The 26,435-nt window shown below is 57.9% G+C and carries 25 protein-coding genes and 3 pseudogenes; 18 read left to right on the top strand and 10 right to left on the bottom strand.

Features of this window, described 5'->3' with window-relative positions:
* Positions 1 to 166 precede the first annotated feature (166 nt).
* Positions 167 to 2,071: a glycoside hydrolase family 127 protein gene (locus QA640_RS39015; RefSeq protein WP_283037950.1), complete on the top strand. Its 1,905-nt coding sequence runs from the start codon at positions 167 to 169 to the stop codon at positions 2,069 to 2,071.
* A gap of 390 nt (positions 2,072 to 2,461) precedes the next feature.
* Entirely contained in the window at positions 2,462 to 2,968 is a 507-nt protein-coding gene (locus tag QA640_RS39010; protein ID WP_283037949.1) for a GNAT family N-acetyltransferase, read from the top strand.
* A 1,424-nt stretch (positions 2,969 to 4,392) separates the two neighbouring features.
* Here QA640_RS39010 and QA640_RS39005 read toward each other — a convergent pair.
* Positions 4,393 to 4,581, bottom strand: a complete 189-nt coding sequence (locus tag QA640_RS39005; protein ID WP_283037948.1) for a hypothetical protein — start codon at positions 4,579 to 4,581, stop codon at positions 4,393 to 4,395.
* Between the two features lie 738 nt (positions 4,582 to 5,319).
* On the opposite strand from QA640_RS39005, the gene QA640_RS39000 reads away from it, so the two are divergent.
* Complete coding sequence (locus tag QA640_RS39000) at positions 5,320 to 5,598, top strand: hypothetical protein (RefSeq protein ID WP_283037947.1); 279 nt, start codon at positions 5,320 to 5,322, stop codon at positions 5,596 to 5,598.
* A gap of 199 nt (positions 5,599 to 5,797) precedes the next feature.
* On the opposite strand, the gene QA640_RS38995 is transcribed toward QA640_RS39000, so the two are convergent.
* Both QA640_RS38995 and QA640_RS38990 read right to left on the bottom strand, forming a co-directional pair.
* A complete protein-coding gene (locus QA640_RS38995; protein WP_283037946.1) occupies positions 5,798 to 6,088 on the bottom strand; it encodes a hypothetical protein in 291 nt (96 codons plus the stop codon).
* Between the two features lie 308 nt (positions 6,089 to 6,396).
* Complete coding sequence (locus QA640_RS38990) at positions 6,397 to 6,984, bottom strand: hypothetical protein (protein ID WP_283037945.1); 588 nt, start codon at positions 6,982 to 6,984, stop codon at positions 6,397 to 6,399.
* Between the two features lie 674 nt (positions 6,985 to 7,658).
* Here QA640_RS38990 and QA640_RS38985 point away from each other — a divergent pair.
* Both QA640_RS38985 and QA640_RS38980 read left to right on the top strand, forming a co-directional pair.
* Complete coding sequence (locus QA640_RS38985) at positions 7,659 to 8,426, top strand: outer membrane beta-barrel protein (RefSeq protein WP_283037944.1); 768 nt, start codon at positions 7,659 to 7,661, stop codon at positions 8,424 to 8,426.
* Between the two features lie 334 nt (positions 8,427 to 8,760).
* Positions 8,761 to 9,002: pseudogene (locus QA640_RS38980) on the top strand (IS630 family transposase); the annotation flags it as partial.
* 373 nt (positions 9,003 to 9,375) lie between these two features.
* Here the strand turns inward: QA640_RS38980 and QA640_RS38975 are convergent.
* The 5 genes and pseudogenes from QA640_RS38975 to QA640_RS38955 all read right to left on the bottom strand — a co-directional run bounded on the left by QA640_RS38975 (position 9,376) and on the right by QA640_RS38955 (position 12,964).
* Positions 9,376 to 9,579, bottom strand: a complete 204-nt coding sequence (locus QA640_RS38975) for a hypothetical protein (protein WP_283037943.1) — start codon at positions 9,577 to 9,579, stop codon at positions 9,376 to 9,378.
* A gap of 343 nt (positions 9,580 to 9,922) precedes the next feature.
* Positions 9,923 to 10,531, bottom strand: a pseudogene (locus QA640_RS38970) (DUF262 domain-containing protein); the annotation flags it as partial.
* Positions 10,532 to 10,884: 353 nt separating this feature from the next.
* Positions 10,885 to 11,409, bottom strand: coding sequence for a hypothetical protein (locus QA640_RS38965; RefSeq protein WP_283037942.1), 525 nt, complete (start codon positions 11,407 to 11,409; stop codon positions 10,885 to 10,887).
* A 26-nt stretch (positions 11,410 to 11,435) separates the two neighbouring features.
* Positions 11,436 to 12,353 carry a caspase family protein gene (locus tag QA640_RS38960; protein WP_283037941.1) on the bottom strand — a complete coding sequence of 306 codons (918 nt, stop codon included), beginning with the start codon at positions 12,351 to 12,353 and terminating at the stop codon, positions 11,436 to 11,438.
* Positions 12,350 to 12,964 carry a DUF1353 domain-containing protein gene (locus tag QA640_RS38955; RefSeq protein ID WP_283037940.1) on the bottom strand — a complete coding sequence of 205 codons (615 nt, stop codon included), beginning with the start codon at positions 12,962 to 12,964 and terminating at the stop codon, positions 12,350 to 12,352. The genes QA640_RS38960 and QA640_RS38955 overlap by 4 nt, the downstream gene beginning before the upstream one ends.
* Here QA640_RS38955 and QA640_RS38950 point away from each other — a divergent pair.
* Both QA640_RS38950 and QA640_RS38945 read left to right on the top strand, forming a co-directional pair.
* Entirely contained in the window at positions 12,963 to 13,265 is a 303-nt protein-coding gene (locus QA640_RS38950; protein WP_283037939.1) for a hypothetical protein, read from the top strand. The genes QA640_RS38955 and QA640_RS38950 overlap by 2 nt on opposite strands.
* A gap of 510 nt (positions 13,266 to 13,775) precedes the next feature.
* Positions 13,776 to 15,806, top strand: coding sequence for an AAA family ATPase (locus QA640_RS38945; RefSeq protein ID WP_283037938.1), 2,031 nt, complete (start codon positions 13,776 to 13,778; stop codon positions 15,804 to 15,806).
* A gap of 613 nt (positions 15,807 to 16,419) precedes the next feature.
* Here the strand turns inward: QA640_RS38945 and QA640_RS38940 are convergent.
* Positions 16,420 to 17,114, bottom strand: a pseudogene (locus tag QA640_RS38940) (nodulation protein NolW).
* 189 nt (positions 17,115 to 17,303) lie between these two features.
* Here QA640_RS38940 and QA640_RS38935 point away from each other — a divergent pair.
* The 11 genes from QA640_RS38935 to QA640_RS38885 all read left to right on the top strand — a co-directional run bounded on the left by QA640_RS38935 (position 17,304) and on the right by QA640_RS38885 (position 25,719).
* Positions 17,304 to 17,819, top strand: a complete 516-nt coding sequence (locus QA640_RS38935) for a nodulation protein NolB (protein WP_283037937.1) — start codon at positions 17,304 to 17,306, stop codon at positions 17,817 to 17,819.
* A 9-nt stretch (positions 17,820 to 17,828) separates the two neighbouring features.
* On the top strand, positions 17,829 to 18,689 hold the full coding sequence (gene sctJ, locus QA640_RS38930) for a type III secretion inner membrane ring lipoprotein SctJ (RefSeq protein WP_283037936.1): 861 nt from the start codon (positions 17,829 to 17,831) through the stop codon (positions 18,687 to 18,689).
* 172 nt (positions 18,690 to 18,861) lie between these two features.
* Complete coding sequence (locus QA640_RS38925) at positions 18,862 to 19,311, top strand: nodulation protein NolU (RefSeq protein WP_283037935.1); 450 nt, start codon at positions 18,862 to 18,864, stop codon at positions 19,309 to 19,311.
* 5 nt (positions 19,312 to 19,316) lie between these two features.
* Positions 19,317 to 19,940 (top strand): type III secretion system stator protein SctL, encoded by a 624-nt coding sequence (gene sctL, locus QA640_RS38920; RefSeq protein WP_283037934.1) that lies wholly within the window; start codon positions 19,317 to 19,319, stop codon positions 19,938 to 19,940.
* On the top strand, positions 19,937 to 21,295 hold the full coding sequence (sctN, locus tag QA640_RS38915) for a type III secretion system ATPase SctN (RefSeq protein ID WP_283037933.1): 1,359 nt from the start codon (positions 19,937 to 19,939) through the stop codon (positions 21,293 to 21,295). The genes sctL and sctN overlap by 4 nt, the downstream gene beginning before the upstream one ends.
* Before the next feature lie 65 nt (positions 21,296 to 21,360).
* Positions 21,361 to 21,804, top strand: a complete 444-nt coding sequence (locus tag QA640_RS38910) for a hypothetical protein (protein WP_349253672.1) — start codon at positions 21,361 to 21,363, stop codon at positions 21,802 to 21,804.
* Complete coding sequence (sctQ, locus tag QA640_RS38905; RefSeq protein ID WP_283037931.1) at positions 21,804 to 22,916, top strand: type III secretion system cytoplasmic ring protein SctQ; 1,113 nt, start codon at positions 21,804 to 21,806, stop codon at positions 22,914 to 22,916. The genes QA640_RS38910 and sctQ overlap by 1 nt, the downstream gene beginning before the upstream one ends.
* Entirely contained in the window at positions 22,909 to 23,574 is a 666-nt protein-coding gene (gene sctR, locus QA640_RS38900; protein ID WP_057741033.1) for a type III secretion system export apparatus subunit SctR, read from the top strand. Before sctQ ends, sctR begins: the two co-directional genes overlap by 8 nt.
* A gap of 2 nt (positions 23,575 to 23,576) precedes the next feature.
* Positions 23,577 to 23,852 (top strand): EscS/YscS/HrcS family type III secretion system export apparatus protein, encoded by a 276-nt coding sequence (locus QA640_RS38895; RefSeq protein ID WP_057741036.1) that lies wholly within the window; start codon positions 23,577 to 23,579, stop codon positions 23,850 to 23,852.
* An 11-nt stretch (positions 23,853 to 23,863) separates the two neighbouring features.
* The gene (sctT, locus tag QA640_RS38890; RefSeq protein ID WP_283037930.1) at positions 23,864 to 24,685 is read left to right on the top strand and encodes a type III secretion system export apparatus subunit SctT; all 822 of its coding nucleotides are present in this window, start codon (positions 23,864 to 23,866) and stop codon (positions 24,683 to 24,685) included.
* On the top strand, positions 24,682 to 25,719 hold the full coding sequence (locus tag QA640_RS38885; RefSeq protein WP_283037929.1) for an EscU/YscU/HrcU family type III secretion system export apparatus switch protein: 1,038 nt from the start codon (positions 24,682 to 24,684) through the stop codon (positions 25,717 to 25,719). Before sctT ends, QA640_RS38885 begins: the two co-directional genes overlap by 4 nt.
* Positions 25,720 to 25,761: 42 nt before the next feature.
* Here QA640_RS38885 and QA640_RS38880 read toward each other — a convergent pair whose 3' ends face one another.
* Entirely contained in the window at positions 25,762 to 26,427 is a 666-nt protein-coding gene (locus tag QA640_RS38880; protein ID WP_283037928.1) for a CpaD family pilus assembly lipoprotein, read from the bottom strand.
* Between the last annotated feature and the right edge of the window lie 8 nt (positions 26,428 to 26,435).

Below are 26,435 nucleotides of genomic sequence, written 5' to 3'. Positions count from 1 at the left end.
GCGGCACGCTGTTTGCTCATCCACGGTGTCGTCTCGGATGAGCCTGGCAAAAAGGCAACCCTGGGAAAACGCACATCGGAGCGTTTGATGCGATCTCAAAGTTTTTTTTGGAATAGCGCCCAATATGGTCGCAAACGCAGTTCAGCTGGTAACGAGATTCGCCGCAATGACAAACAATCGACGTGAATGGATGATGGGCGTGGCGACGACGGCATTTTGCGGTGCGGTCCGGACGGGCGCCGCGACGGCCGCGTTCAAATTTCCACTGCAGGCCAATCCACTGCCGCTGACCGATGTGCGCCTTCGCCCTTCACACTATGCGACCGCAGTCGAAAGCAACATCAACTTCCTACTCTCGCTTAGCCCGGATCGTCTACTGCACAATTACCGCAAATACGCGCGTCTCAAGCCGAAGGCGCCGATCTATGGTGGGTGGGAGTCAGACACGATAGCCGGACACACCCTCGGCCACTATATGAGCGCTCTCGTGCTCGCCTGGCAGCAGACCGGTAACGGCGAGTGTCGCCGTCGGGCCGATTACATCGTCGACGAGATCGCGCTCTGCCAATCGAAGCGTAAGGACGGCTATGTCGGTGCACTCGGCCGAAGGACAAAGAACGGCCGGATTGTGGATGGTCAAGAGGTATTTGAACAGATCGGGCGCGGCGAAATCGAACCGCAACCGTTCAATGTCAACGGTTCGTGGGTCCCGCTCTACACCGTCCATAAGACACTAGCGGGGCTTTTGGACGTCCATGCGGCCTGGGGTAATGCGACAGCGCTTGAGGTCGCCATTATGCTTGGCGGCTACGTCGCGCAAGTCTTCGATGCGCTGACCGACGAGCAAATGCAGAAGTTGCTTTCGTGCGAGTTTGGCGGCCTGAACGAGAGCTACGCCGAGCTATATGCGCGCACGAGCGATCAGCGCTGGCTCACGATCGCCGAACGCATCTGTGACCGCAAGCTTTTCGATCCTTTAGTCGCGCGCAAGGACCGCCTTGCCTACATGCACGCCAACACACAGATCGCCAAGGTGGTCGGTTTCGCGCGCATCCATGAGCTTTCCGGCAAAAATACGCCAGGCAATGCGGCTCGCTTCTTCTGGGAGCGCGTAACGCGGCACCACAGCTATGTTATAGGGGGGAACGCCGAACGGGAGTATTTCTTCGAGCCCGATACGACCGCGCGACACCTCATGGACTCCACGTGCGAGCATTGCAACACCTACAACATGCTCAAGCTCACACGACACCTCTATTCCTGGGCGCCGAATGGCGCGCTATTCGATTATTACGAGCGCGCGCATCTCAATCACGTCATGGCGGCCCATAACCCAGAGACGGACGGTTTTGCCTATTATATGCCGATGAGGACTGGTGTGGCGCGCAGATATTCAGGTCCGAATGAGGAAGTGTTCTGGTGCTGCGTTGGCACTGGAATGGAAAGCCACGCGAAGCACGGCGATTCTATCTTCTGGGAAGGGGAGGACACGCTGTTCGTGAATTTGTACATCCCTTCCGCTGCACAATGGCAAACCAAAGGCGTCGCACTTACTCTTGAAACCGAGTATCCCTTTAAATCTGAGATCAAGCTCACACTCGCTGCAGTGGAGCTCGACAAATTCGCGGTGGCACTACGCATTCCTGGCTGGGCGAATGGGCGCGCTGATATCAGAGTAAACGGTGAGGCCGTACCTTCTAAGCCCGTAAATGGCTATGCCGTGATTACCCGGAGGTGGAAAAAGGGCGACGTGGTCTGCCTCAATCTGCCACTGGAACTGCGCTTCGAGACGGCTGGAGGTTCTCAGGATGTGGTCGCCGCCATGTACGGCCCCCTCGTATTGGCCGCGGATCTCGGCTCTACGGATACGGAATGGAGCGGAGTCGAGCCTGTGTTTGTGGGCAAAGAGGAATCGAGGGCCTTTGAGCCGGTGGTTTCGGATCGCCTTCTCTTCCGAGCGCAACGCGGCACTCGCCCCGCTGACCTCACCTTCGTGCCCTTTTTCAGCCAGTACGAGCGGCGTAGCGCGGTCTACTTCAAGTGTTGCGACGAAGCTGACTGGAAGCCGTAGGAGCCTCAATAGTTGGGAATTGGCTACACCGCGCGTCTGGTCGCGTTTATGCAATTCGACCAAGTTGGACAGAACGCGGCTCCCTGTCCCAGTTGACTTGGCCCGCTAGTCGCTTGATCGAATGGACTGCTAGTAAGGTCAAAGGCGACAACGATTGCTGGCTTTGATCAAGCGCTTTTATGCCTGCATGATCGGACAAAAAGCATTTTGGGTAGGGGGCGTCGCGACCGCTCCGACTACCCTAAGTTTCCGCCGGCTGCGGCACTTAAGCTAAATCACGATGCGCTGTCGAGTGCGGGGTATTTCTGAGACAGCGGCAGAGATAGTTTTCGCTGCGTGCATCGTCGCGACGGAATAAACTGGAAGCATGAGACAGAACAACGGACCGATATGAGCAAGCCAAATTGGCGTCCCGCCCGCGCTTCGGATCTTGCTGCGATCAGCGCGATCGCGGCGCGCATTCATCCTGATCTGTTCGAGCGCCCCGAGGTGTTCGCGGAAAAGATCCGGCTTTGTTCCGATGGCTGCCGCGTGCTCGCCGCGGACGAAGCGATCGTCGGCTACGGGCTCGCTCATCCCTGGAAGAAACATTGGATCCCGCCGCTCGACGCCTTGCTCGAGCGATTGCCCAACGATGCGGACTGCCTTTACGTGCACGACATCGCGGTGTTGCCCCATGCACGCGGTGGTGTGGCTCGCGACTATGTCGCGACAATCGAGAAACTCGCGCGCGCGTCAGACGTTTCGGCTCTCGCGCTCGTCTCGATCTACGCCACGCGGCCGCTATGGGAACGTTTCGGTTTTGGGCCCGTCACGGCGAACGCTGAAATGAGCGCAAAGCTCGCATCCTACGGCAAAGGCGCGACCTACATGCTCAGCGAGCTTATCGCGGCGTAATATCCCTCCCGCGGGGACTCACGGAGCGCTCCTGATCACCGCCTTTCTCCATGGCACTGATTGGGTGTCTCGCGGCCCGCTCCCTGAGCCGAAGGTCGACCCGGTTACGACCGCAAACCGCTAGCTCGAAGGGAGCGTCGGGCTCGATCCTATGGTGTTGTTATAATCCCGTCAGCATCATCAGAAATGCGGGCTAACAGACATAGCATCTGCCATCAACATCACCATCGGCAAGTTTAGCTGGCGCTGACCTGCCGCTGTTTATTTCCTCCGGAAGAAGTTAGAGTCCGTCCGAAGTTGCAGCGAGACCGAAGTTTGGACCGCCCGGAACTAGAGTTTTGCGCCTCTTGAACGCAAGCAGAGCTTTTCGCTGGGCTAAGCTAACAATGGGTTTTGAAAATATTTCGTAAGCCTGCTTGAGCGAGAGTCCTGATTCAGGAAGGTCGTTGCGTGCCTAACGTCAGACGATCAGGTGAAGTTAGCGGCGACGTGACTCGGCGCTCCGGGGGCCCACACACGATGGGGAGCGCTGTCCCTACCACGCGCCGCTAGCTTCAAACTGAATTGTACGCAGGCTAGCTGTCGAAAAGCTGACGAGCCTCACCCCGGGCCTAACCCGAAAAGTGGCCCGTGAGGGCGCCTACGATCAGATATCGCGGGAATAAGCCCCTCGAAACCGCCGACACGTATTGTTCCCTCGAAACCAAGGCCGATTCCTCTTGCTCTTCCTGAGCAACAAATTCGTATCACGCCGGATCTGGGAGAAGGGTAGGCGCGAGGCATCATCGATCGCGACATGGACGAACTCGTGCCGCCGCGGCTTTCGCCTTTCTGGTGATCCCGGGTGATGCGGTGGCCGGGCCTCACGACCTGCCGAGCTTCTTAACTCGATATGGATGAGCTCGCTGGAATGCTCGCGCTCGTAGCGGCGCACCGGGGCGGCGTTCCAGTGGCTTGAGCTTGTTGAGGCCGAGGCGTTGCAGCACCCGGCTCACCGTCGCCGCCGACCCGACCTCCTTCAATCTGCTTGCCTGGCATGGGCTAACGGCACGGAGCCTCGATTCGGTCGATCACGGCCTGGAGCGTCGAGCTGCGCAGACGATGCGGACACGATGAGCGATCTCTCAGTCCCCTTAGGCTGTCGCGGCAATACCGATCAATCCACTTCCGAACGGTCCGCGGGCAGACGCCTGCGGCTCGTGCGGCGGCCTCCGGCGTCTCCCCGCAGCCGAACAATGCGCTCTCGACCTCCGGCGTAAGCCGAGCATTCTCATTGACGGTCGATTTCTCTTGTGGATTGCTAAAGCTTCGACACCTTCAGCTTCCCCGATCGGAACCGAATGGATGAAACATTGATGTCGACAAGCGCCGCACACTGGCTAGCGGTCAATCAACCTCGGACGAATACCTTCGAACCACCAATTTCATTCGGTCGCGCTTGCTCCCGCGCGGTCGATGACCCAGGCCACCATGTGGCCCTTGGCCCGCTCGGCCTGCACGTGCCGGAGGGCCTCAGAGTAGGTCAGTAAGGGCTCCTGCGCCGGATAGACAACGCGGTCGGTCGGCGTGACGAAGTGGTGGCAACACACGCGGTAGTCTTTAGCGTCGAACATCGAAATCCTCCTCTCGCCTCTGATTGCGCTGCCATACGCTCACGCTTTCAAATCCTGCTTATCACAGAGAATGCGGCCTCTTAGAGGCCGCGCGGTTCGTTCAAGCGCGCTCCAATGGCGATTTAGGCGCCATGCGTCAAGATTGTTCGACCTACCATTTGCCGTAGCTGAGGAAACAGTCCTTCGTGTGCATGATGATGCCGCCAGGTCGAAGGAAAGTGCTGCCAATGCCGAACCACAATTTGAAGCAGATGGCCCTGCGTCCCTCAGGACAATACCGACGCCATGATTACGGTCGATAATGACGAGCTGAGGGGCGGATACCTCAAGGGCGGCTGCGAAGGGCGGAAGGACTCCGAGGCTGAGATCCCAGCGGGCTGAACCGATCAGGACTTGGCCAAAATCATCTCGCTTCCGATTGCGCCGCGAGCAACCCCCATTTGGCTCGCGTACCAATTCCGGCGCGAGACTTCGGATCGTTTTTGGAGGGGCGAGAAACCGGGCGAAATGCAAAACGAAAGCGCGGGACCCCGCGCTCGATACTGCTTGCTAAGCGGAGATGATCCCGGTTGCATGATGATGCGATGCGCTGGGGTTATCACGGTTTGGTTTCCATGCTGGCTGACGGGTTTCCCGGCGCCAATCCCGCTACGAGGAACTCCGCGGCAAGCACCTCAAGTTAAAACTTGGAGCGGTGGAGGGGGAATGACCGCCCGATCGTCCGGCGAACGGACCCTGATGAGCCTGCAATTCCATCGTGCCGACGAAGACATGGAGATATGGAGCGCAAACGGCGACGGTTATTCGTTCGTGATCAGTTTTGAAACTCCCACCGGTGCCGGCTTTCGCGGAAGGCTCGGCTACGTCGCGTCATGGCGCCCGTTTGACCAGCGCCTTTGCGCGATCAGAGTTATCGGCTCGCCGTTCCAAAGTCTCGCCGAAGCCGAGCACGCGTGCAATATCATGCTGAAATATCTCAACGATCAAACGGCTTGCGGCCGCTCCCGGAAAACTTGAAGCACGCACTAAAATGCAGCAGTCGTTCGCGCCCCGACCGGTCTATTTGCGGCGACCGACTAAACCAGGCTTCGGTCAATGTGCGATTCTAGAGCGTCAATGCCAACCAAGATTTGATCCGGACCCTATTATTCCGCGTGATCAATCCTTGTAACCCGATGACGTGGTTTGTTGGTACCACCAGTATCATTCTCCGATCTCAAGTCACCGCGCGCGCCGTTTCAAACGCTCCGAGGAGACCGGCCAGCACGATCACCGCGACAAGACCCAGAAGCTCGGTGACGACGCCCGCCAGGACGAGATCCAGATAGCTCTGCTGGGCCATCCCACAGGTTGAAAGCAGACTTACCACCGTTTGTGCGCAGAACGTCGAGGTGCCCGAGCCGATCACCGCGACGCGATGCATGAGAGCAGGATCGATGTCTATGCGCGACACGACGACGGCACAGATCTGGCTGGGCAGGTCGAGCGCGATCGTCTCTCTGCGCATGCGATGGCACGTATCAGCCTGTCGCGGGTCTATTCGTCTTCGCTATCCATGATCGGGCCCCGCACCGCGAGTTTGTTTTCTGCGTTCATCCTGCCAACGCTTTCCGGTCCGCCTCGAACGCTACCTGATCTTTGGTCTGCAAGATCAAGCCAGGAGGCTGGGGCATAGGTCCCGATATGCTTTGTCAATAACAATTGCGGCTCTCAATCTCGCCCTTCGCAGTTCTTGAAGATGATGACGTTGCGTGTGTAATAACCATGAAACAAGCTCCACGCAGCCGCAGGCTGCCCTTGGCGGCCGTTGATTGTCTACCTTCGGCAAGTAGTGCCGTCCAACAGGAGATAGTGCCCTCCAACAGTATCGCCGATCCTGCAAGTACCACGCCTCGGATGATCGCCCAGCTTACTTTGCGCTGTCGTCACGAAATTGACATTCGTAGAATCATGTAAACGGCGGCGGTTCACGCCCCTTTCGTTGTTTGCTATTTCGTCGGCGATAAGCGAGTGTGCGAACGACCGCCAGCCTGGTTCAATCGGTTTTGCATACGGCGTCACAAACCTCACTGTGCCATCCGGTGCCCCCTCCAAGGCGACCGTATAATCTTTCTCTATTTTATCACTTCGTTTGGCCCACGAAACCGCAACCGGCTCACCTGTGTCGGTCTTTCTGTCGAGCTCCAATTCCCTGGGAACGAAGTGTGCTGCCGTCGAGACCTTGGCGAAGATTTGCTCGGCTGTATCAGCATGCGCACGCCAAGTTGCCTTAACTTTGTCGATAGTGGCGCTGTCGGCGACACGAACGCCATCGTTGCCGGCCAGTCTACCCGCCAAAGCGAGCCATAGACCAAAGCAGAGAACGAGACCGACACCGAACCAAAGCATGCGCCTTTCAGTCATTTCTCTTACCCCACGCAGTTGGGTCCTTAATATCGACGGATCGTATCCTCGAAAGTCCCGCGGGGTACCTACCAGGAAGAGGCACCTATCAGACTTGGCTAGCCGGAAGAGTGCGCAACCGTGACTCGGCGTGTGTGTAACGTGTGAAGACGATGCTGTTCCTGCCGATGCCCAATTGCCCGCCAGTACAGCGAAATCTGAGCGACATGATTTGGCTCGGGCGATACTTGGCGCTATTACCCGCTCTGGAGGCTTGAATGAGCAACTCCGCCTCAATAACGAAGCGTCCGGTCTCTCGCTAAGCTGCTAGGGGCGATAAACACGATCGGTATGCGCACGAGTGCCGGGTGGCCCTTTTTCAGCGCGCCGCTTCCAATAATAGATATCAGGCGGTCACAGAGAGAGCTTCGAAGCCTTGAAGCGTGCATTTTCCCCTGCAAGGGAGCTTCGCCTTCGCGAGAAGTGCATTGCACACGGCAATGGTATCCAACCGGCCTTTTGGGCCACTTAATCGGCAGGCGGCATGCAGCATCGCAACCGACGCGGCATGACTCTTCTTCACAAGCCTAAGGGAGGGCCCAGTCAACTACCAACGTTTGCACTTGATGGAGATGATGGACGCATGCCACTCGTGCGCGACAAAGCCGTTAGGGAATCAAAACTGGGCAAGAAGAATGAGAAGAGTCCTGCTGAGCACGGTCGTCATTGCTTTGGTCGCTCCTGCCGCTGCCGCTGATTTGGCCCCACGGCCCTACACCAAAACATCCCCTGCGGTCATTCCGATCTACGATTGGACTGGTTTCTACGTCGGCCTCAATGGTGGTGGCGGCTCGGCCCATCAGTGCTGGGATGTGGTCAATGCCGGCGGTCTCGTCATAGCTCCGCCCCTTGCAATGGGATGTCAGAATGCAACCGGAGGCACCGTCGGCGGTCAGATCGGCTACCGCTGGCAGATAGCGAACTCGGTGTTCGGCCTGGAGGCCCAGGGCAACTGGGCCAATTTCAAGGGCTCCAACGCGAATCTCGCTTTCGCAGGCGTCCAGGATGAAGCCAAGCTCGATGCATTCGGTCTGATGACGGGCCAAATCGGTTACGCCTGGAATAATGTCCTGGTCTATGTAAAAGGCGGCGCTGCGGTTGTCCGGGACAAATACCGTGTCTACGATTTTGGGACCGGGCTCACCCTCAACAACGGTAGCGAAACCCGCTGGGGCGGAGCGGTTGGTGCGGGCCTTGAATTTGACTTCGCTCCGAATTGGTCCGTCGGCGTTGAGTACGATCACTTGTTCCTGAGCCATCGGGACGTGGACTTCTTTTCAACCGGGATAGTGGGTGTTCCGGTGGGGGCTTTTGCAGGAACGGCCCGTATTGGTCAGGACGTCGACATCGGTATGGTCCGCGTGAACTATCGCTGGGGTGCTCCCGTTACCGCGACATATTGATTTGCAAGAACGCATGCTCGAGCTTCGCGTATCGCTCTCCATCTTGTTTGACCTGGAGAATGGCGGGAAGATTGCTAATGGCGCGCGCTAGGTGCGGTCGCCTCTCGAAAGTAACCTCGAGCTCGTCGCCGCTGCAGTTGCAATTGCCTCGATCTGATGGGCTGCTTGGCGCGTTGGCGATACACGAGAGCCCTTCCGACGTGATGTCCCAGGGCGGCAGCCATTCCTGACGCTGGTTGAACTCGACTTCGAAAGCTGGGAGGAACCGAGCAGCTTTACGGTACGCACTCGGGTGGGTATCGACGGTCCAACGCATTTGGCGGGCCTTCGTCCCCGGCCGCACCGGACGGAGACGTTCAAGCTTTCTTGATCGAACTTCGACCAAAAGTGCGCGATGTCGTGGGCCTCTACTTTTCACCGTCGGAGAATGCCATCGCTCTCGGTGTGGATGAGAAGTCGCAAATCCAGGAGCTGGACCGCAGCCAGCCGATGCGTCCCGACCAAGCAGCTCGAAGGAGCCATGACTACAAAAGGCATGGCACCACATCGCTGCTCGCCGCCCTCGAGATTGCGACATGACGGGTCATAGGCAAGTGCTACGGCCGCCAGGCACCGCCAAGTTCCGCAAGTTCATGGGGGAGCACGTGTTCGACGGTGACGACCGGCTGATTATAGACGGCGCTACCGCCAGATAGCAGCTCGTCAATCTGAAGAAGAAGCGGCAATCGAACGCGTGACCGTATTGATATCGCCCTGCAGGGTTTCTCGGACGAATCCTTTCTCGCCATTCATGAACGGGCTCTCGCGGCCTGAAGCGAAGGGATCAGTGAGACCAGCCCTACCAGCTCGCACATGGCTTCGAGTTCCTGGGATTTAAAATCCAGCGGGGGAAAGCTCGATACAAGCTGACCCGCGACCGGATCAAATCCAAACTGAACCGGCAGAATCTCTAACGGATGATCGGGTTGATCGTCTCGATCAATTCGCCCAGACGCAGAGGCATCCGCCTCATGGTCAAGGCCCTGATCTGATCCTTGAATCGGTCCAGGCTTAACTGGAGAGACGACTCGGCCGCGAACAGGTCGTCACCGGCCATAATGGCACCGAGAAGCTTTCCATAACGCCGGATGCGCTCGGACGGATCGCTCCTCATGAGGAAAAGTCCGTAGGCGAGCCGCTCCAGGTCCGACAAGAAGCGAAGAATGAAATTCGGGGTTCCCCCTCCTTCGAGCAATGACTTCGATCGCCGCAGGTTGCCAGTCGAAGTTATCCAGGCGGGAAAGGTGGGTTAACTCGCGGTTGATTTCGTCGGCGTGCTTAAAACTTGTTGATGAAGCTTGCAGGGTTCTTACGGGTCGGCACGAACTCACGGAACTCGGCGATCAGAGTGCCTTGCATCTTCTGCTTCCGATGGATCATCCGGATATGGCCGAAAAGCTCAGCAAATCGCGACCTCCCGAGTTCGTCCTCAATGCCTTCCCAAATGCTGTTGTAAATCATCTTGCTTGTCGCCCGGGAGCGCCGATGATTTCCGCCTTGAGAATGTCCGCCGGAGACAAGTCCAGGCCGCGGGAATTGAGGACCGAGAATATCCGGAAGGCAGATTCCTGATCGGACGCCGCCACTATGACCAGATAGCACCGCTGCGCGATGTACATGGTAAGCCGTCGCCGCAGGTCGTCGGGCACGTCCTTTAGTTTTTCCCAGAAGAACGCGGCGTTTTCGATCATGCGGGCGCGGGAGTCAGAATATTGCCGGGGGTCGGGTAGGCTCGCCGTCTGCGACATTGTATGGATCATTGACCGGAAGAACTCGGCATCGCGCTCCCTGGGCGTTAGCCGGAAGACATCCTCCGTCTTCCTGATAGGGTCGCCCGTTTGGCAGACGTAGCCATGGATCGCCTGGCCGATTTTCGCATCCGCCAGGTCCCGGAGGACACAAAGGAGAATGGTTATAGTCGTTAGGCGCTGCTGGCCGTCGACAACATCGGCTTCCGGCGCCTGCGGGTTCTTGATGCTGCCAAGGAAGTACGGGCTCGCGTTGGCGACGTCTGTCGTCTCGCCGCAGGCGGTTGTTATGTCATCAAGCAGGTCACTCGCCTGCTCGGTCGTCCAGGCTTACGGCCGCTGGTAGGATGGGATGCGGAAAAGATATTTGTCGCAAAGGATATCAAGTATCGGCTTCTCGTTTGCTTCAATCGTATGCCGGGTCATCCGTCCTCCCCGAAAATGTTCTTCGCCGGGCTTCTCTGGTTTGACGCAATCAACGATCGACACTCAAGCCAGTCCCGCAGAGGTTGTTAGTCTGCTGCGAGAATCTGGTCGAGTCAACGTGCAGTGGGACGCGCGTGTGGGCAGACATTGATCAATGCCTGGTACCGATATCCCGGATCACGCCGACCAAACGCGGACCGGCAGTCAGCACGATTCCCATATGCGATTGAGCGACGAGATGTAGCCTATTGGCGCGGACAGTCTTGGCGGGCGACGCATTTCACGCACTGGACCGCCCACTGCTTTATCTGCTCGGTCGAAGCAACGCGAACGATCGTCCCTCTCACGACAACTTCCTGCCATGCACGGCCCTGACCAATCCCCTTCCCTGAGCATGCGATGGGGACGATGACCGTACTTCCGTCAGGTGAAATCGTTGGACTGCCGTAGCTGCCGTTGCTCTGGCTCACGTTTTCTACCTGTATAGAGGTGATGGCTTGATTTCGGATGATGAATCCTGGAGGTGCCTTGTAGGACACCGCACTGCTCGCGTCGTGAGTGCGAACGCGCGGCGGTAAGCCCACGACGTCCGCAGCCCCACAGGTAATTTCTCCCCGCTGTTCAAACGTCTGCGGATTCTCATAGGCCTTTTGCTCTCGCGCCAAGCATTCGTCGACCTCGTCGCTGCGCGAAATCGTTGGACTGAGCACAATCGCGACGACCAAACCAGCGGCGAATAACGCATTCGGGAAGGTGCGAAGGAGGAGCATTACATCGTCCGTGCTTGCGCCAAGTTCTAGGAGGGGTTTAGACAACTCTTGTAAAGGGCGACAGAATCAGTGGCCGACATGCCTGTTGTGCTAAGCGCGGCGAGACACTGATCGACATCGGCCGGCGTCCGTTGGGGCACAGTGACGCGCGTCGGAGAGCCCGTGCCGGAGAAATAGACTCTCTGAAGGAGGCTGCCGACCTCTATGGGTCTTTGTGGGGTGTTGCTCAGTCGGGTTGCCTCATAGACCGTCTCCCGCACATTCTGGAAGACCGCGAGATGATCCTGGCCCTTCTTCGTCAATTGGGACGCGAGCGCTATCGCATAAGGGCCGCCATTCTCTCCTTTGTCGGAAGCGGTTTGATTGGGGCTGGTCGAGAAGGCGATGAATTGGCCGTTCCTACCGGCCATCGGCGCAAACGACTTTGACGGCGCGCCCTTCGCGTCGGACGGCACATGCAACTCGTTTCTGCAAGCGTCGAAGACAACGAAATGCGACGCATCAGGGGCCTTTTGGGTGAGGGTGTCTAAAATGTAATCGAGAGAAACAGTCCTGTACCAAACGCTGTCGTCCGACATGTCCTTGACGTCTATCGGTATGAGATAATTGACATGGTCGGAGGGGCGAGCAACGCCGTGCCCGGAATAGTAGAAGAAACTCGTCGCTTCCGGGCCCGCGTCGCCGATGAGCTTGGCATACCGGTCGACCGCCTTGAGGAGCGCGATACGGTCGGCGTCTCGTACGATCGTGACCTGGAAACCGGCGGCCTGCAGGGCGCTTGAGACTCGCGTGACGTCGTTGATCGGGTTCTTCAGTGGACCGACCGACGGGGCGTATCCTTGATTGCCAACAACGAGCGCGAGGCGCTTTTCCGCAAATGCCGGCCCCGCGCCAACAAGGCCAGCTAAAACTATGAACAATCTCAAAAATTGAATTGTCTTCATTTTGCGTCGGAGGAGCATCCATCGAAAACGCCGGGGGTCTTCTTCCATTCGTCCCAGGTCGTCGTTGGATTATCGGGATATCGGCAAAGTACTCGTTTCTCGCCAGCGGCCTTCAGGCGCGCATCCTCGTCCCAAGCGGTCTTTCCGAAAAGACGAACGGCGTTATAAATCGCCGAGATGGTCGGTGCAGCGACGCTGAAGTCTTCCATTCCGAACTGAAATATGCTGTCGGCGTCTTCTTTTGAGCCGGCTTGAGACCAGTACAGATAGTCATGGACAATTGCCGGGTAAGTGTACTCCCCGTCAGGCGGGAGTAGCGACCAGAAAACCTGAGGAATGCTGGCGAAGTCGGTAGTGAAGCCTGCCGGTACGGTCACCGCCTTGTAGCCTGACTGGTTTGGATTGGGCTCCCATCGTATCGGTCGAAGGAGAAAGTACATCCGGTCTCTAAACCTGCCCACATGGAGCGGGCCGACCGGCTTTCGATCCAAACGGATCCATTCGTCCATCCACTTCCTGATGACATTCGGGTCTGCAGCGTACTGCATCTCAGCAAGTGCATGCCGCTGCAACGAGGTGAGCCCGAGACATAAAGAGGACAACTGCAGCATGGCGGTTCGTCGCGTCGGCGTGACCATCAACCCCGGCTCCTCCGAAAAAATAGGATCGAACTCTCTAGCGCGGATTGTCATGCGGATTGTGAAAAGCGATAAGGGAACGCATTTCAAACGAGAGCTGCGCGCATCATTCTACGAGAGTTTGGGGATAATCTGCAACCCTGTGATGACGCAGAAACAGGCGCATGAAAATGTCGATGAGGATCTCCAACTTCGACGCCGGGTGAGCTTCGTCGAAATTCTGCGCGAAACCGGTGAGAGACGCCGAAGTTCTGCGCCGGTTGCGAACAAATAATGTCGCCAGCTAGCAAGCTTATGTTGTTTCAGTGGGGGCTGTGTCGTCGGGCTGGTTGTGGTTGGCGTGGCGACGCTCGGCTTCTTCGGAGCAAACCATAAGTTCAGGGCGGCAGTTGGCGACGCGATCGCTCCCATGAAAGTGCCCGAAACGGCGGAGGCCCGGATATGGTGCCCAGGATCTGGCGGACTTCAGGACCATTGCGTCCAGTCGGCACACAGCGTTCGGCAAGTCTGCCCTTGAAATCTATCGCGAGCGCCTATTGAAGATCGACATCGGCTTCGCGGTCGCACTTGGCGTGTTCGGGCTGCTCGGGTCGTTTGTGGTTGCTCAGCAAGTTAGGCAGGCCTCATGATCCCGGCTTCAAGCCGCGCGTTTCGCTTCGGTCATGAATTGCTCTTCCAGATGATCGAATGCGCTATGCAGCCCGCCCCAAGGCTGCAGCCGCCATTTCTACTTTGACGAGTTTTAGCCGCGGGTTATATATTACATACAAATTTCGGGGAAACGATGCAACTTACTTCATTTCGTGTATTCAATTTCAGGTCCATTCAGGACAGCGGAGACATCAAGCTCGCACGGATCACGTCGATTCTTGGTCGAAACGAGAGCGGAAAGTCTAATTTACTTCTGGCGCTTCGCAGCTTGAACCCTGTCGAAGGCTTTACGGCGCTCAATCCCATTAAAGACTTTCCGCGGCATCGGCGGTTGGAAGAGTGCACGGATCATACCATTGTCGTTTCTACGAAATGGAAACTGACGACTGATGAAAAATCCGAACTCTTGGCCATACTCCCACGGGCCAAGGATATCGCTGAGATCGAGATCGGCCGTCGGTATTCAAAGCAGCGTTTCGTCAGTTTTCCTGGTTTGCCGGCAATTCCGTTCGATGAAGCGGACATCAAATCGAAGATCAAAAAGATAACTGCCGCTGCTAAGGCCGCGGCAGAAGAACTGTGCGAGCCAAAGAAGGGGGAGCTCAGTAAGGCCGCTGACAATTTCGAAACGGGCTGCGCCTCAATTGCAGATAAAGAGAAGTGGGCTGTTGCGGCTATCGGCAGCCTTAAGACGCTGCGCACGGAACTCGCGAAGGCTGACGTGGAGCTAACCGATAAGCAGGAACAGTTGCTCGTCGAACTGGAGGATACCACTTCCCTGTTGGCGGGCGACAAGGAAGCCCAGCAGAAAGCGCGGGACTGGGCTCTAAGGCAGCTCCCTCACTTTATCTACCTTGATGAGTATCCCGATCTGAATGGTCACCAGGACATTGCGGCGTACCTCCAGCGCAAAGCCAACAATCAGGCAACTGATGCTGATGGCTATTTCGAGAAGATGTGCAAGGTGGCAGGGCTCGACCCGACAAAGTTACAAGAGCTTCTGCAGAAGAACGAGCACGAGACGCGCAACCAACTGACCAATCGAGCAAGCGCAGTGGTAACGGGCGAGATTCGTCGCCTGTGGAAGGATCGGCCTCTGAAGGTGCGTTTCAACGTGGACGCTCAGCATCTCGATACGTTTATCTCGGATCCCAACGCGACCTTTGATGTCGAAGTGAATCTGGACGAGCGCAGCCGTGGATTTAAGTGGTTTTTCTCATTCTACATTACGTTCTCGGCTGACACTGATGGCGGCAAGGCCGAAGACGCCGTTCTGCTGCTGGATGAGCCGGGCCTATACCTTCACGCGAAATCTCAATCCGACCTGCTCAACCACTTCGAAAAGGATTTCTCGAACCAGATTCTATACACGACGCACTCGCCTTTCATGGTGCCAACCCATCAAGTTGATAGCATTCGCACGGCAAGCATTTCTGAACAAAAGGGCACGACCGTTACCAACGACCCCAGCGGTGATGCTCGAACGCTGTTCCCGCTTCAGGCGGCGCTCGGTTACGATTTGGCCCAGAGCCTCTTCGTTGGTCCCAACAACCTGGTTGTCGAGGGAGTAACGGACTTCTGGCTGCTATCGACCATCTCCGCCTATTTGGCCGACGCCGGCAAAAAGGCGCTGCGCAGCGATCTGGCCATCACGCCTGCCGGTGGCGCTCAGAAGATTTCATACATGGTGGCGTTGCTAACGTCGGAACAGTTGAACGTCTTAGCGCTTCTCGACGATGAAAAGGCCGCTCGTACGACCAAGGATGACCTCGTGCGTGCTCGGCTTATCAAGGAGCAAAATGTCGTCTTTGTCTCCGAGTCGATCGGGGCAGGAGCGGCAACGGACTGCGACATCGAGGATTTGCTCGACCCGGCCATGTATGAGGCCCTCGTTCGTGAAAGCTATGCTAAAGAATTAAAGGGTAAGATCCTGATTCTGAATCCGAAAATTCCTCGGGTTGCGAAACGTTTGGAGAGTGCGTTGGCGGATTTGGGAATTGAATTTCATAAGACGCGGCCCACGCGTCTTTTCCTCACGAAGATGGCAGCAGACCCGAAGACTGTGATGACGCCCAATAGCGTCGGACAGTTCGAGAAACTGTTTGAGCTCGTGAATGAACGCCTGCAGACGCATCTGGACCGTCAAGGGAAAAGCTTTCAATAGAAGGCCTGGAAGGTGGAAAACGAATTCCTACATGTTGCGAACAGTCTCGGACCGAGCCGTTTTATGGAGTAACGTATAGCCGGGCTGCACGACGAGCCGCGCACGATTGACGATGCCCGCATCGAAGCCGTGATCGTGAGGACGTTGGAGAGTTGCCCTGAGAAGGCCACTCATCGGAGCTCCCTCAACGTGGCGAAGACCAGGGGCGCTATCGGTGTCGACGATCCAACGCATCCGGCGGAGCTTGGGGCTCCAGCCGCACCGGATAGAAACGTTCAAGCTCTCGACTGATCCCGAACTTCGTGGCCAAAGTACGCGTGTCGTGGGCCTCTACGCCTCACCTCCGGAACATGCCATCGTTCTGTCTTTAATCCAGGCGTTGGACCGCAGCCAGCCGATGCTGCCGATGCGTGCCGTGCCGCGCGGCCCGAAGGAGCCATCACATCACGGCTCGCCGCTCTCGACATTGCGAGCGGAGGGTCATTGGCAAGCGCTGCGGGCGCGCCCCCGCACCGCCGAGTTCCGCAAGTTGCCGGAGGAGATCGAGGCTGCTGTACCGCGCGAGCTCGATCGTTTATCTCGTCATGGAACGCGCTGCAGGACTAGGTCTTAATCATCTCTGGCCTAGCGCATGCGCGGGCATGACGCCGTCCTGGCGCGGGGTGTCGAAAGAATAGGGCCTTCCGGTCGTCCGTCTCGAATTATCATCGTCGAGGAACCGCGAAATAACATCAGCACAGGTTCCCGCGGGGGCGTTTCGATAGCGCGTGGTCGCGCTTGCGCCTGAGCCACCAGCCCATTGAGCGTCTCATCCACAAGCGCAATGAAGCGTGGTGGACCGGACACCAACACCAGGCCATCTCCGGGCGCCGGTCTCATGATATAACGCTCGTCGGAGATATTAAGCGCATCGAGGGCCGCCGTGAGCGCCTCGAAGCTGATCGGGCCCAGTAGAAGCAGACGAGTTTGTGCTTCCTTTGCGGCAGACACGTAAAGCACGAGCCCATCGTAGTACCACTGAAGATTGTAGAGGTTCGTCAGACGGTCGAGGAATTCGCGCGGTGCCAGATCCGGCATGCGCCCGCGAATCCGTCCCTTCACCTCGCCGCTGATGCTGACTCTGATATTGAGGTTGTTGCCGAATTCCTGCAGCGCGGCTGGGAGCTCCTGATCCAAAACCGAATAGCGATAGGGCGTCGATGGCAGCGACAGGGGAGCACCGAGCGCCTTCTGTGTTCCGGTCGAAATGAAAACCCCGACACACAGAACTGCGTTCAAAACGCAAAGGATTATGGATCGGATGAGCATTCTCGCTTTCTTTGACTTAGCCAACGGGAGTGAAGTCACGCGAACTTGGAGACCAAACGTGATCTTTAGATGACGCTGGACGGGGCGAACTCGTCAGCTTGTCGTCAGCTCGCCTCTCTAGGACATTGGGCTGTAAATGGGTCTTGAACGGCCGGTCTCATCACGTCTCGAAGAGAGCAAGGTCCCTCCATGATGATATTAGGCGCTGCGCCGATTTCACCCAACCTGACCGAGAGTTTGTCCAAGACCTGCACGCCAACAGCGGTCAGCGAGCACGTCCAGTTCCAACAGAGCCTTTTGCAGGTGTCTGCGTCTCAGGACGTTACGCCTCCAGTGACAGAAGTAGCGCCTGTTCCCCCGGCATCCGAAGTTTGGCGAACAACAACGCAGGCTAGTCCGCTGGGCGAGCGCATCCTCCAGAATCTTTCCTCGCTGTATCGGGTCAATGCAGTTCCACACGTCGCGGCGGGCGGTGGGGCCGCTCTTCCGAAGGCTGTAGAGCCTGGGCCGGCGTCGCAGCCCCTTTTGCGGCAACCGGGCGCGGCGGAAACACATCTGTCGAGCGCCCCTCACAGCGTAGATAACTTCGAGGCGATGATGACGAACCTGAAGGATGTCTCCGACAGCGTCATCCAGGTTACGCTCATTTCGAATGGCATTGGCAGCATCAGTTCATCACTGAACAAGCTGATATCGGCGGGCTGAGTGGGGCGAATGATTGGTTCAATCTGTCGCGAAAGCGGCCGCCCAACCCACAAGCGGCTTCGCGCCCTAGCTTTACTGCCACTCCTTCTTCCTCTTATTGGGTGCAAAGCCGATCTCTACACCAAAATTCAGGAGCGTGAGGCGAATGAGATGCTTGCGGTCCTCCTTAAGAACGGGGTCGATTCGGTCCGCATTGCGGCCAAGGACGGCACGAGCACGATCCAGGTCGAACAGAACCAGATTGCCCTTTCGATCGACCTGCTGAATGCCGAAGGCCTGCCGCACCACTCTTTCAAGAGTCTCGGCGAAGTGTTCAACGCTGCGGGCCTGATTGCTTCGCCGACCGAGGAGCGCGCTCGTTACGTTTATGCCCTGAGCGAGGAATTGTCGCGCACCATCAGCGATATCGATGGTGTCCTGTCAGCGCGCGTCCATGTTGTTCTGCCGAAGAACGACCTGTTGCGACGGGACGCCACGCCATCTTCGGCGTCGGTTTTCATCCGGCATGACTCCAAGGCCGATCTCTCAATCCTGCTGCCGCAGATTAAGATGCTCGTCGCCAACAGCATCGAGGGCCTATCCTACGACAAGGTGGCTGTGGTGTTTGTGTCGGTCGAGCGGCCTGCACTCGAACAGCGGCCTGGGCCGGCGGCTGCAATCGCCCAAGCGCCTGGATTGACTTCATCGCCATTGTTTGCGGTCGGAACGGGTCTCGGTGGCGCGGTATTCGGTGTGCTGTCCTACGTCTTGCTGAGCGCTCGTGTACGGCAGCGCAGGCAATCATCTCCCAAGGTAGCCGCGGTTGGCGGACGTTCGGCGGCGTCCGCTATCGAGGTCGTTCGCAAGGCGATTAACCCTAATGCCGCCTAGAGTAGCGTTCGACATGGAGCCATCGAAGGCGTCCGCCGAGCGGCGTCGTCCATCGCCATCGTGCGAGCTCGCTGCCTCGGTTCATCCGACCCGCCTTGCCGCACGACTTGATGCGAACCTATCGGCTGCGACGTTGGTCCAGCTTCAGAAGAGCCCCAGGCTGCAGATAAGGATGGCGCGGTTGCTGCTTGACAACGAAATGGACTTGAACGGACCTGTATCAGGTCCGGATCTTCTGCTCGGACATGATCCGAAGCGGGCCGCTCTGCTCGCCGGCAGCATTTGGCATGCCCGTTCGCTGATAAGGCTGATCTCTAAGCAGGATGTCGCCGTTCTGATCGGGCGTGTCGGTGCGGAAGTGCAGGCTTTCGGCATCCGACACGCATTGCACGCGGTTTCAACCAGAGTCATTGCCGATCCACAACAACTCGGGCAAGAGATTGATGACGATGGGCATGCCTGTCTCGGCGCCTGGCTCGACGAAGTGTCAGCGCCTGACCGCAGCCGCGTGCTTCTACGCTTAGCAGTCGGAACTGCCGCCGATCATCCAGCAAACGAACATCGCGAAGCCGCAGGCCGATTGTTTTCCTTGGTTTTGGCCCATTTGGCGACGGAAGGCTAGGTGCTATGACAGCCGACGATTCCGCGCCGCCATTAGCTCCGCTTATGCGCCCGCTTGGCCCGCTCATAGAAGCGAGGGATCTCGAAATCTGGCAGGAGGCCGTTGCGGCGCGAGCCGCGGCAGAGCGGCATCTGCAGCGTGTTCGTGGCTGGGCGCGCAGAGCTTATCAGCTGGAGCGAGCGCGCGGCCGCGCCGAGGGGGTGACGGCCGGCGCCGAGGAAATGTCGCAGCTTGTCGCGCAGGCGACCTCGGAAGTGGCGCGGAAAAACACCGCTCTAGAGGAGGAGTTGCCACAGCTCGTGATGGAGATTGTAACTGATCTGCTGGGCGCCTTCGATCCCGGCGAGATGTTGGTGAGAACGGTTCGTCACGCGATCCTGCGAAAATATGGCGGAGCGGAACTTTCTCTTCATGTGTCGCCCATGAATGCCGAATCGCTCGCACGCGAATTTGCCGCGTGCGACGGACGGGAGGGCCGGCCCACTGTCCGAATTGTTCCGGATCCGGCGCTCTCCCAGCACGAATGCGTGCTGCGGAGCGAGTTCGGCAATGTCGATCTCGGACTTGCCGCACAGCTCCGCACGCTGCGTCTTGGGCTTGGGCTACCTCCTCAGGCAGGCGAACTGTGACAACGCGGGCGGCAAACCATGGTAATCGCGATAGCGAGGGGAGTGCGCAAGCGGCGCTATCGCGTCTGCGATCGACAGTAAGACATGTCGACACGCGTCCCGTACGCGGACGGATCACGCGCGCGATCGGCACGCTCCTCCATGCAGTCTTGCCGGACGCTCGGATTGGAGAGCTCTGTGTCGTGCAGGATCCACGCGCCGGATTCTCGCTTGAGGCCGAGGTGATCGGGCTATTGCCGGATGGCGTGTTGCTGACGCCGATTGGTGACTTGCTGGGCGTGTCCGGCCGCGCAGAAGTCGTCGCTACCGGACGAATGCATGAAGTGCCCGTCGGGCCCGATCTGCTTGGCCGGGTGATCGACAGCTTCGGTCGTCCTCTCGATGGCAAGGGCGCAGTCAAGGCCACAGAAACTCGTCCGCTGCGCGGCCAAGCTCCAAACCCAATGAGGAGGCGCATCATCGAGCGACCATTGCCACTCGGCGTCCGTGTCTTGGACGGTCTTCTGACATGCGGCGAGGGCCAGCGCATCGGCATATATGGGGAGCCTGGTTGCGGCAAGTCGACCTTATTGGCACAGATCGTAAAGGGCGCGATTGCCGACGTGACCGTAGTTGCCCTGATCGGCGAGCGTGGGCGCGAGGTGCGTGAATTCATCGAGCGGCATCTAGGGGAGGCAGCCCTTCGCCGCACGGTCCTCGTCGTTGAGACCTCCGATCGCTCGGCGATGGAGCGGGCGCAATGTGCCTATACTGCAACCGCGCTCGCCGAATATTTTCGCGAGCAAGGCCTGCGCGTCATTCTGATGATGGATTCATTGACGCGTTTTAGCCGCGCGATGCGCGAAATCGGGCTTGCTGCGGGTGAGCCACCAACCCGGCGGGGCTTTCCTCCGTCTGTCTTTGCCATGCTGCCGGGCTTGCTGGAGCGCGCGGGCATGGATGAACGCGGCTCAATTACAGCCTTCTATACCGTGCTTGTAGAAGGTGAGGGTACGGGCGATCCAATCGCCGAGGAAACGCGCGGCATTCTCGATGGTCATATCGTTCTCTCACGCTCTATCGCGGCGCGCGCGCAATTCCCCGCTATCGATGTGCTGTCGAGCCGCAGCCGCGTCATGGATGCCGTCGTATCTGCGCCGCATCGCAATGCGGCGTCTTTCTTCCGCGATCTGCTCTCACGCCACGCAGAGGCCGAATTTTTGGTCAAGGTCGGCGAATACAAGCAAGGCAGCGATCCGCTGACGGACCGGGCTATCGCCTCTATCGATGACCTGCGCAAGTTCTTGCGTCAGGGCGAAAACGATGCCTCCAGTTTTGAAGAGACCGTCAAATGGATGTGCCGTCTGACCGCATGAGTTCCATTCACGCTTCGAGATTGCGACACGTAAAGGAAATACGTGAGCGCGGTGCTCGGGCTGAGTTGTCCAAGTTGGAGGCTAAATGCCGCATCGAGGCCTTAGCTGCAGAGCGCGCAGGGCGAGAACTTGCAATTGCAGAAGAACGTCGCGCACAGGCGGAAGTGGAGGTTTACGAGCAGCTGACATCGCTCGGCACCGTATCCGTCGTTGAACTCGATCGTCGCGAGCTCATCTTTGAGAGGCTCGCAACTGAGGTCACGGCGAAACGCCAGACGCTTGAGGACGCCCGTAGCGCTCACAAGCAGGCCGAGACAGTAGCATCCGAAGGGCGGGCGCACTGGGCCAAATGTTCGGCGGCAACTGACAAGTGGCGACAAATCGAAGCCGACGTCCGGCGGGCGGTCGACGCCCATGCGGAGGTTACAGCTGAGATAGAGGCCGATGATGAGGTCTCGCTTCGCTACGGGCGGGCTTTGCCCCACAAGGTGGCAGATGGTTCAATCTGATGAGCGCTAGTTCTCTTGCATCGCAAACGTGCCGTCTTGCAGATCCGCCGCCTGCAGATCCTGCAGACGAATACACGACCTACGAGCCGTCACTCATTCTGACCCATACGTTCGTCGCGTGGCTCAATAGCATCGCCGGACCCCGCACGCCTTTGCAGACGAGCCTTGGCGGTAAGCCGCTATCGGTGCGATTGGAACGACCTGTCTGGCAGATGGAACCTTCTGCTATATCGATGCTCGACTGCGTTTGGAGCGTCGGAGATGAAACGATCGTTTTGTCGATATCCCATGCACTTGCCGAGGCGTTAATCTCGGCAGTACAGAGCGGCCTAGCGTTGCCTTCCGAGCCAAGTCGTTCGCTCGTTCTCGAACTTGCACTCGAACCGTTGCTGGCACCTCTGGAGAATCAGATTCAGCAGCGGCTGCAACTGCTCCGTGTTGGAAAGGCCGAGACGATGGGGCCTTATATCGAATTCGGCGTCATCTACGGTCCGGTCAGGAGCAAAGGTCGCCTATTTCTCTTCTCGCCTCTTGATAAACCGATACCGCCGGCGTTCCAGGCCTTAGGCGAACTCTTCGGTCAATTGCCGCGCGAAACGCGCAAGCTTTCCAAAGAGCTCCCCATCGTCGTCGCAGGAGAAATGGGCGCGCTCCGCATTACTGCCTCGCTTCTTCGCAAAACAAGTCCAGGCGACGCCTTGTTGCCAGACCTCATGCCATTCGCCCGCGGTGAGATCATTCTCACTGCAGGCCGGTTATGGACCGTGGCAGAAGTCACCGGCAACCGCCTGATCCTGCGGGGACCATTTCGGTCGGTCCCGCGACCACTGGAGTACGCGCACATGACAACACCGCCCGAACCGCAGCATCCGCCCTCGGAAGCCGATCTCGACGACATCGAGGTCACGCTCGTCTTCGAATGCGGCCGCTGGCCGATCACGTTGGGAGCATTGAAGGGTATCGGCGAAGGACATGTGTTCGAACTCGGCCGGCCGGTCGACGGCCCGGTCGATATCCTTGCAAACGGCCGACGGATCGGCAGTGGCGATATCGTACGTATTGGGGACGAGCTCGGCATCAGGCTCCGTAGCGGGTTAGGCGGCCATGACTGACGTTCAACCAGCAATCCTGGCCCTTCTTGCGGTCACGGCCGGGCTCGGCTTGTTGCTCTTCGCGGTCGTCACGACCACGGCGTTCATAAAGGTATCTGTCGTTCTCTTCCTGGTTCGCAATGCTCTTGGGACCCAGTCGATACCGCCGAACATCGTTTTATACGGTGCGGCATTGATCCTCACCGCCTTCACCAGCGCCCCCGTCTTTGAGCAGAGCTACAATCGAATCGCCGATCTGCAGCTCCGCTATCAGACGCTCGAGGATTGGGTAAGTGCTGCGAAAGAGGGGCAGGAGCCGCTGCGAGGCTATCTCAAGAAGTTCACCAATGAAGATCAGCGAGGATTCTTCCTATCCTCGACCGAACGTGTCTGGCCAGAGGAGATGCGCGGCAAAGCCACAGCTGATGATTTTGTCATTCTCGTCCCGTCTTTTCTCATCTCAGAACTCAAGCGCGCCTTCGAAATTGGCTTTTTGCTCTATCTGCCTTTTATCACGATCGATCTGATCGTAACGACAATCCTGATGGCCATGGGCATGTCAATGGTATCTCCGACAGTGATATCTGTCCCTTTCAAGCTCTTTCTATTCGTGGCGATCGATGGCTGGTCGCGCCTCATGCACGGGCTGGTGCTCAGCTACACAACACCGGGAGGTTGAGCATGGACGACACAACTATTCTCGCTCACATGAGCCGATCGCTCGTGCTTTTCATGATCTGGGTTCTGCCTCCACTTATTGCAGCGGCGGTTGCCGAAACCATCATCGGTATCCTCCAGGCGGCAACGCAGCTCCAGGACCAAACCTTGCCTCTGACCGTGAAGCTTCTCGTCGTCGTTGCGGTTATCGCTCTGTTTTCTCCGGTGCTGAGCGCCCCGCTCATCGAACAAGCCAAGCAGATCTTCACCGATTTTCCCGGACTCACGGCGAGTTACTAGCAGTCGTCGCGATGTCTGACTTGTCAAGCGCCGAGACGCAAGGCCTGATCCAGGCGGCGATCGAACTCATCGTTGCTGCCGGCCTTGGTGCGGCCCGTCCCGCGGGCATCATGCTGGTCCTTCCTGTATTTACGCGTTCGCAGATTGGCAGCCTGATCCGCGGCTACCTGGCCGTTGCGATCGAATTACCCTACTTGGCGCAAATCGGCGATGGCTTGAAAGCGCTAGATCCGGACACACGTCTGATCAAGATCACGCTACTGGGTTTGAAGGAGGCGTGTGTTGGCCTCGTGATCGGTGCCCTGCTCAGCATCCCGCTGTGGAGCCTCCAGGCTGTCGGGGAAATCATCGACACCCAACGAGGCATCACCAGCGTGGTCGCGCCCGCAGATCCCGCGACACGCAGTCAGGCTTCGGCGACAGGACTGTTTCTCGGTATCACGGCGATCACTATCTTCGTCGTATCGGGAGGCCTGCAGACTATGATCAGCGTGCTTTATGGCAGCTATCTGATCTTGCCAGTGTATCAGTTCCGGCCCACGGTGAGCGTGCAAGGAGCCATTGAATTGTTCGGCGTGATCGACGGCATCATACGTACCACAATTGTGGTCTCTGGGCCTGTGGTGACTTTCCTGTTGCTTGTCGATATATCAGCGATGTTACTCCAACGCTTTGCGCCGCAATTCAACCCGAAGGACCTGTCTTTGACGATCAAGAATATCGGCTTTGCGATCGTCATGGTCACCTACACCGTCTTTCTCATCGAATACATGCAATCGGAGATCAGCCAGTCGAACCGCGAGTTGGAGAGGATCGAAAGGCGACTTAAATGAGCGATACGAGCGAAGAGAAAACGCTCCCCCCCTCTGACAAGAAGCTAAACGATGCGCGCAAGAGAGGACAGGTTGCGCACAGTACCGACTTAGTGAGAGCCGTCAGCGTCTGCGCAGGTCTCGGCTATCTCTGGTTGGAAGCCAGTTCTATCCAGGAAAGGTGCCATCAAGCGCTCATGCTAACTGACAAACTGCTAGATAAGCCGTTCGATGTTGCGGTCCAGCTGGCGCTGGGCGTCTTGCCCGAACTCGCTCTGGGAATTGTCGGCCCGTTCCTCGCCACTATTGTCGTCGGGGCAATTCTGACGACAGTCCTGGCCAATGGTGGAATGATCTTCTCCTTCGAGCCGGTAAAGCTGAAATTCGAGAACGTTGATCCCATACAGGGATTGAAGCGCATCGCGTCCATGCGTTCCCTCGTCGAGCTCGGGAAGACCCTGCTCAAAGCCATCGGCCTCGGTGCGATCTTCTTCTTTGTCGTTGTCGGCGCGTGGAAGACACTGGTCTATCTGCCGGCTTGCGGCATGGGCTGCTTCGGCTTCGTCTTCATGGAAGTCAAACTGTTGATCGGCATTGCTTGCGGTGCCTTTCTCATCGGCGGATTGATCGATCTACTCATCCAGCGCTGGTTGTTTTTGCGCAGCATGCGCATGACCGAGAGCGAGGCAAAGCGGGAGTCCAAGGAGCAGCAAGGTAACCCGGAGGTGAAACGGGAACACCGTCGTCTCCGTCGAGAGCAGGCGCGCGAGGCTCCGCTCGGCGTGAATCGCGCAACATTGATCTTGACCGGGCAGGAGATGCTGGTCGGGGTACGCTACGTTCGTGGCGAAACCGGCGTGCCTGTCGTGGTTTGCCGCGGCGAGGGCGAAGCCGCTTCACGGCTCTTTGATGAGGCGCGGGCCCTTCATCTCACTATTGTCCATGACCATGCCGTGGTCCGTGAGCTGATCCGCACCGCCAAGCTTGGTAACCCCATTCCAACCCAGTATTTTGAGTCTGTCGCAAGAGCTCTCCTTGCCGCCGGTCAAGTCTAGATCATATTGTAAATGAGATCGCATTGCAGAAGGACGTCGTCGCTATTGAGAAGGCTGTCCGGCCGTAGTACCGGCTGACGTAAGATCTGATGACGACTTGTTGTTAGCTGCCTGTCCCAAGTTGCTGTTATTGCCCGTCGCGAAGCTTTTGTACGTGGCAACTGGGATAGCCGCACGATTGCCGTCGCTCGGCATGACGGCTGGATTGCCAATCAAGTCACGGGGATCGTTGACCATGATAGCAAGGTTGTTGCGGATCGAGCAGCCAAGTGTCGGGTCGAAAGAATTATCGTTCACGGACGGACCGACGATCGACATCGACGGACAGTCGGGAGGGTGCGCCTCATACGTAATCGCCTCGATTCGCGCGGCAAAGCGATCGCGCCGGGTAATGAGTGGGCCGTACAGGCGGATATTGTGAGGGTCAACCCCCATTGCGCGGGCCTCACGGGCTATCTGCACTCCGAGCTGAGGTGGGCCGGCAATATTGAGATGGAGCGCGTCACGCCGACCGCGACTGGTACTCGCTATGAACTCCCGCAGACGCTGCCGTTCGGCCCCTCGAAGGCTCTGCAACAGTAAAACGTTCTTCTCCTCTTGAACCAGGGTTGCTTGCGCAGCCGGATCGACAGAGGTCGATGCAGTGCTTGTGCAGCCGGCTAGACCCGCCGCGAGAGCGATCAGGGGACATACGATGCGAAAGGTCATTGGCTGAT

The sequence above is a fragment of the Bradyrhizobium sp. CB82 genome (assembly GCF_029714405.1).
Lineage (GTDB): Bacteria > Pseudomonadota > Alphaproteobacteria > Rhizobiales > Xanthobacteraceae > Bradyrhizobium.
The sequence above is the reverse complement of the archived record's forward strand: the minus strand, read 5'-3'. Positions and strand labels throughout refer to the sequence as shown.

Bases quoted from the DNA above. Each gene is read 5' to 3' on its own strand.
- QA640_RS39015 (WP_283037950.1), top strand. From the start codon at position 167: ATGACAAACAATCGACGTGAATGGATGATGGGCGTGGCGACGACGGCA.
- QA640_RS39010 (WP_283037949.1), top strand. From the start codon at position 2,462: ATGAGCAAGCCAAATTGGCGTCCCGCCCGCGCTTCGGATCTTGCTGCG.
- QA640_RS39005 (WP_283037948.1), bottom strand. From the start codon at position 4,581: ATGTTCGACGCTAAAGACTACCGCGTGTGTTGCCACCACTTCGTCACG.
- QA640_RS39000 (WP_283037947.1), top strand. From the start codon at position 5,320: ATGAGCCTGCAATTCCATCGTGCCGACGAAGACATGGAGATATGGAGC.
- QA640_RS38995 (WP_283037946.1), bottom strand. From the start codon at position 6,088: ATGCGCAGAGAGACGATCGCGCTCGACCTGCCCAGCCAGATCTGTGCC.
- QA640_RS38990 (WP_283037945.1), bottom strand. From the start codon at position 6,984: ATGACTGAAAGGCGCATGCTTTGGTTCGGTGTCGGTCTCGTTCTCTGC.
- QA640_RS38985 (WP_283037944.1), top strand. From the start codon at position 7,659: ATGAGAAGAGTCCTGCTGAGCACGGTCGTCATTGCTTTGGTCGCTCCT.
- QA640_RS38975 (WP_283037943.1), bottom strand. From the start codon at position 9,579: ATGAGGAGCGATCCGTCCGAGCGCATCCGGCGTTATGGAAAGCTTCTC.
- QA640_RS38965 (WP_283037942.1), bottom strand. From the start codon at position 11,409: ATGCTCCTCCTTCGCACCTTCCCGAATGCGTTATTCGCCGCTGGTTTG.
- QA640_RS38960 (WP_283037941.1), bottom strand. From the start codon at position 12,353: ATGAAGACAATTCAATTTTTGAGATTGTTCATAGTTTTAGCTGGCCTT.
- QA640_RS38950 (WP_283037939.1), top strand. From the start codon at position 12,963: ATGGCGGTTCGTCGCGTCGGCGTGACCATCAACCCCGGCTCCTCCGAA.
- QA640_RS38955 (WP_283037940.1), bottom strand. From the start codon at position 12,964: ATGCTGCAGTTGTCCTCTTTATGTCTCGGGCTCACCTCGTTGCAGCGG.
- QA640_RS38945 (WP_283037938.1), top strand. From the start codon at position 13,776: ATGCAACTTACTTCATTTCGTGTATTCAATTTCAGGTCCATTCAGGAC.
- QA640_RS38935 (WP_283037937.1), top strand. From the start codon at position 17,304: ATGATGATATTAGGCGCTGCGCCGATTTCACCCAACCTGACCGAGAGT.
- sctJ (WP_283037936.1), top strand. From the start codon at position 17,829: ATGATTGGTTCAATCTGTCGCGAAAGCGGCCGCCCAACCCACAAGCGG.
- QA640_RS38925 (WP_283037935.1), top strand. From the start codon at position 18,862: ATGGCGCGGTTGCTGCTTGACAACGAAATGGACTTGAACGGACCTGTA.
- sctL (WP_283037934.1), top strand. From the start codon at position 19,317: ATGACAGCCGACGATTCCGCGCCGCCATTAGCTCCGCTTATGCGCCCG.
- sctQ (WP_283037931.1), top strand. From the start codon at position 21,804: ATGAGCGCTAGTTCTCTTGCATCGCAAACGTGCCGTCTTGCAGATCCG.
- sctR (WP_057741033.1), top strand. From the start codon at position 22,909: ATGACTGACGTTCAACCAGCAATCCTGGCCCTTCTTGCGGTCACGGCC.
- QA640_RS38895 (WP_057741036.1), top strand. From the start codon at position 23,577: ATGGACGACACAACTATTCTCGCTCACATGAGCCGATCGCTCGTGCTT.
- sctT (WP_283037930.1), top strand. From the start codon at position 23,864: ATGTCTGACTTGTCAAGCGCCGAGACGCAAGGCCTGATCCAGGCGGCG.
- QA640_RS38885 (WP_283037929.1), top strand. From the start codon at position 24,682: ATGAGCGATACGAGCGAAGAGAAAACGCTCCCCCCCTCTGACAAGAAG.
- QA640_RS38880 (WP_283037928.1), bottom strand. From the start codon at position 26,427: ATGACCTTTCGCATCGTATGTCCCCTGATCGCTCTCGCGGCGGGTCTA.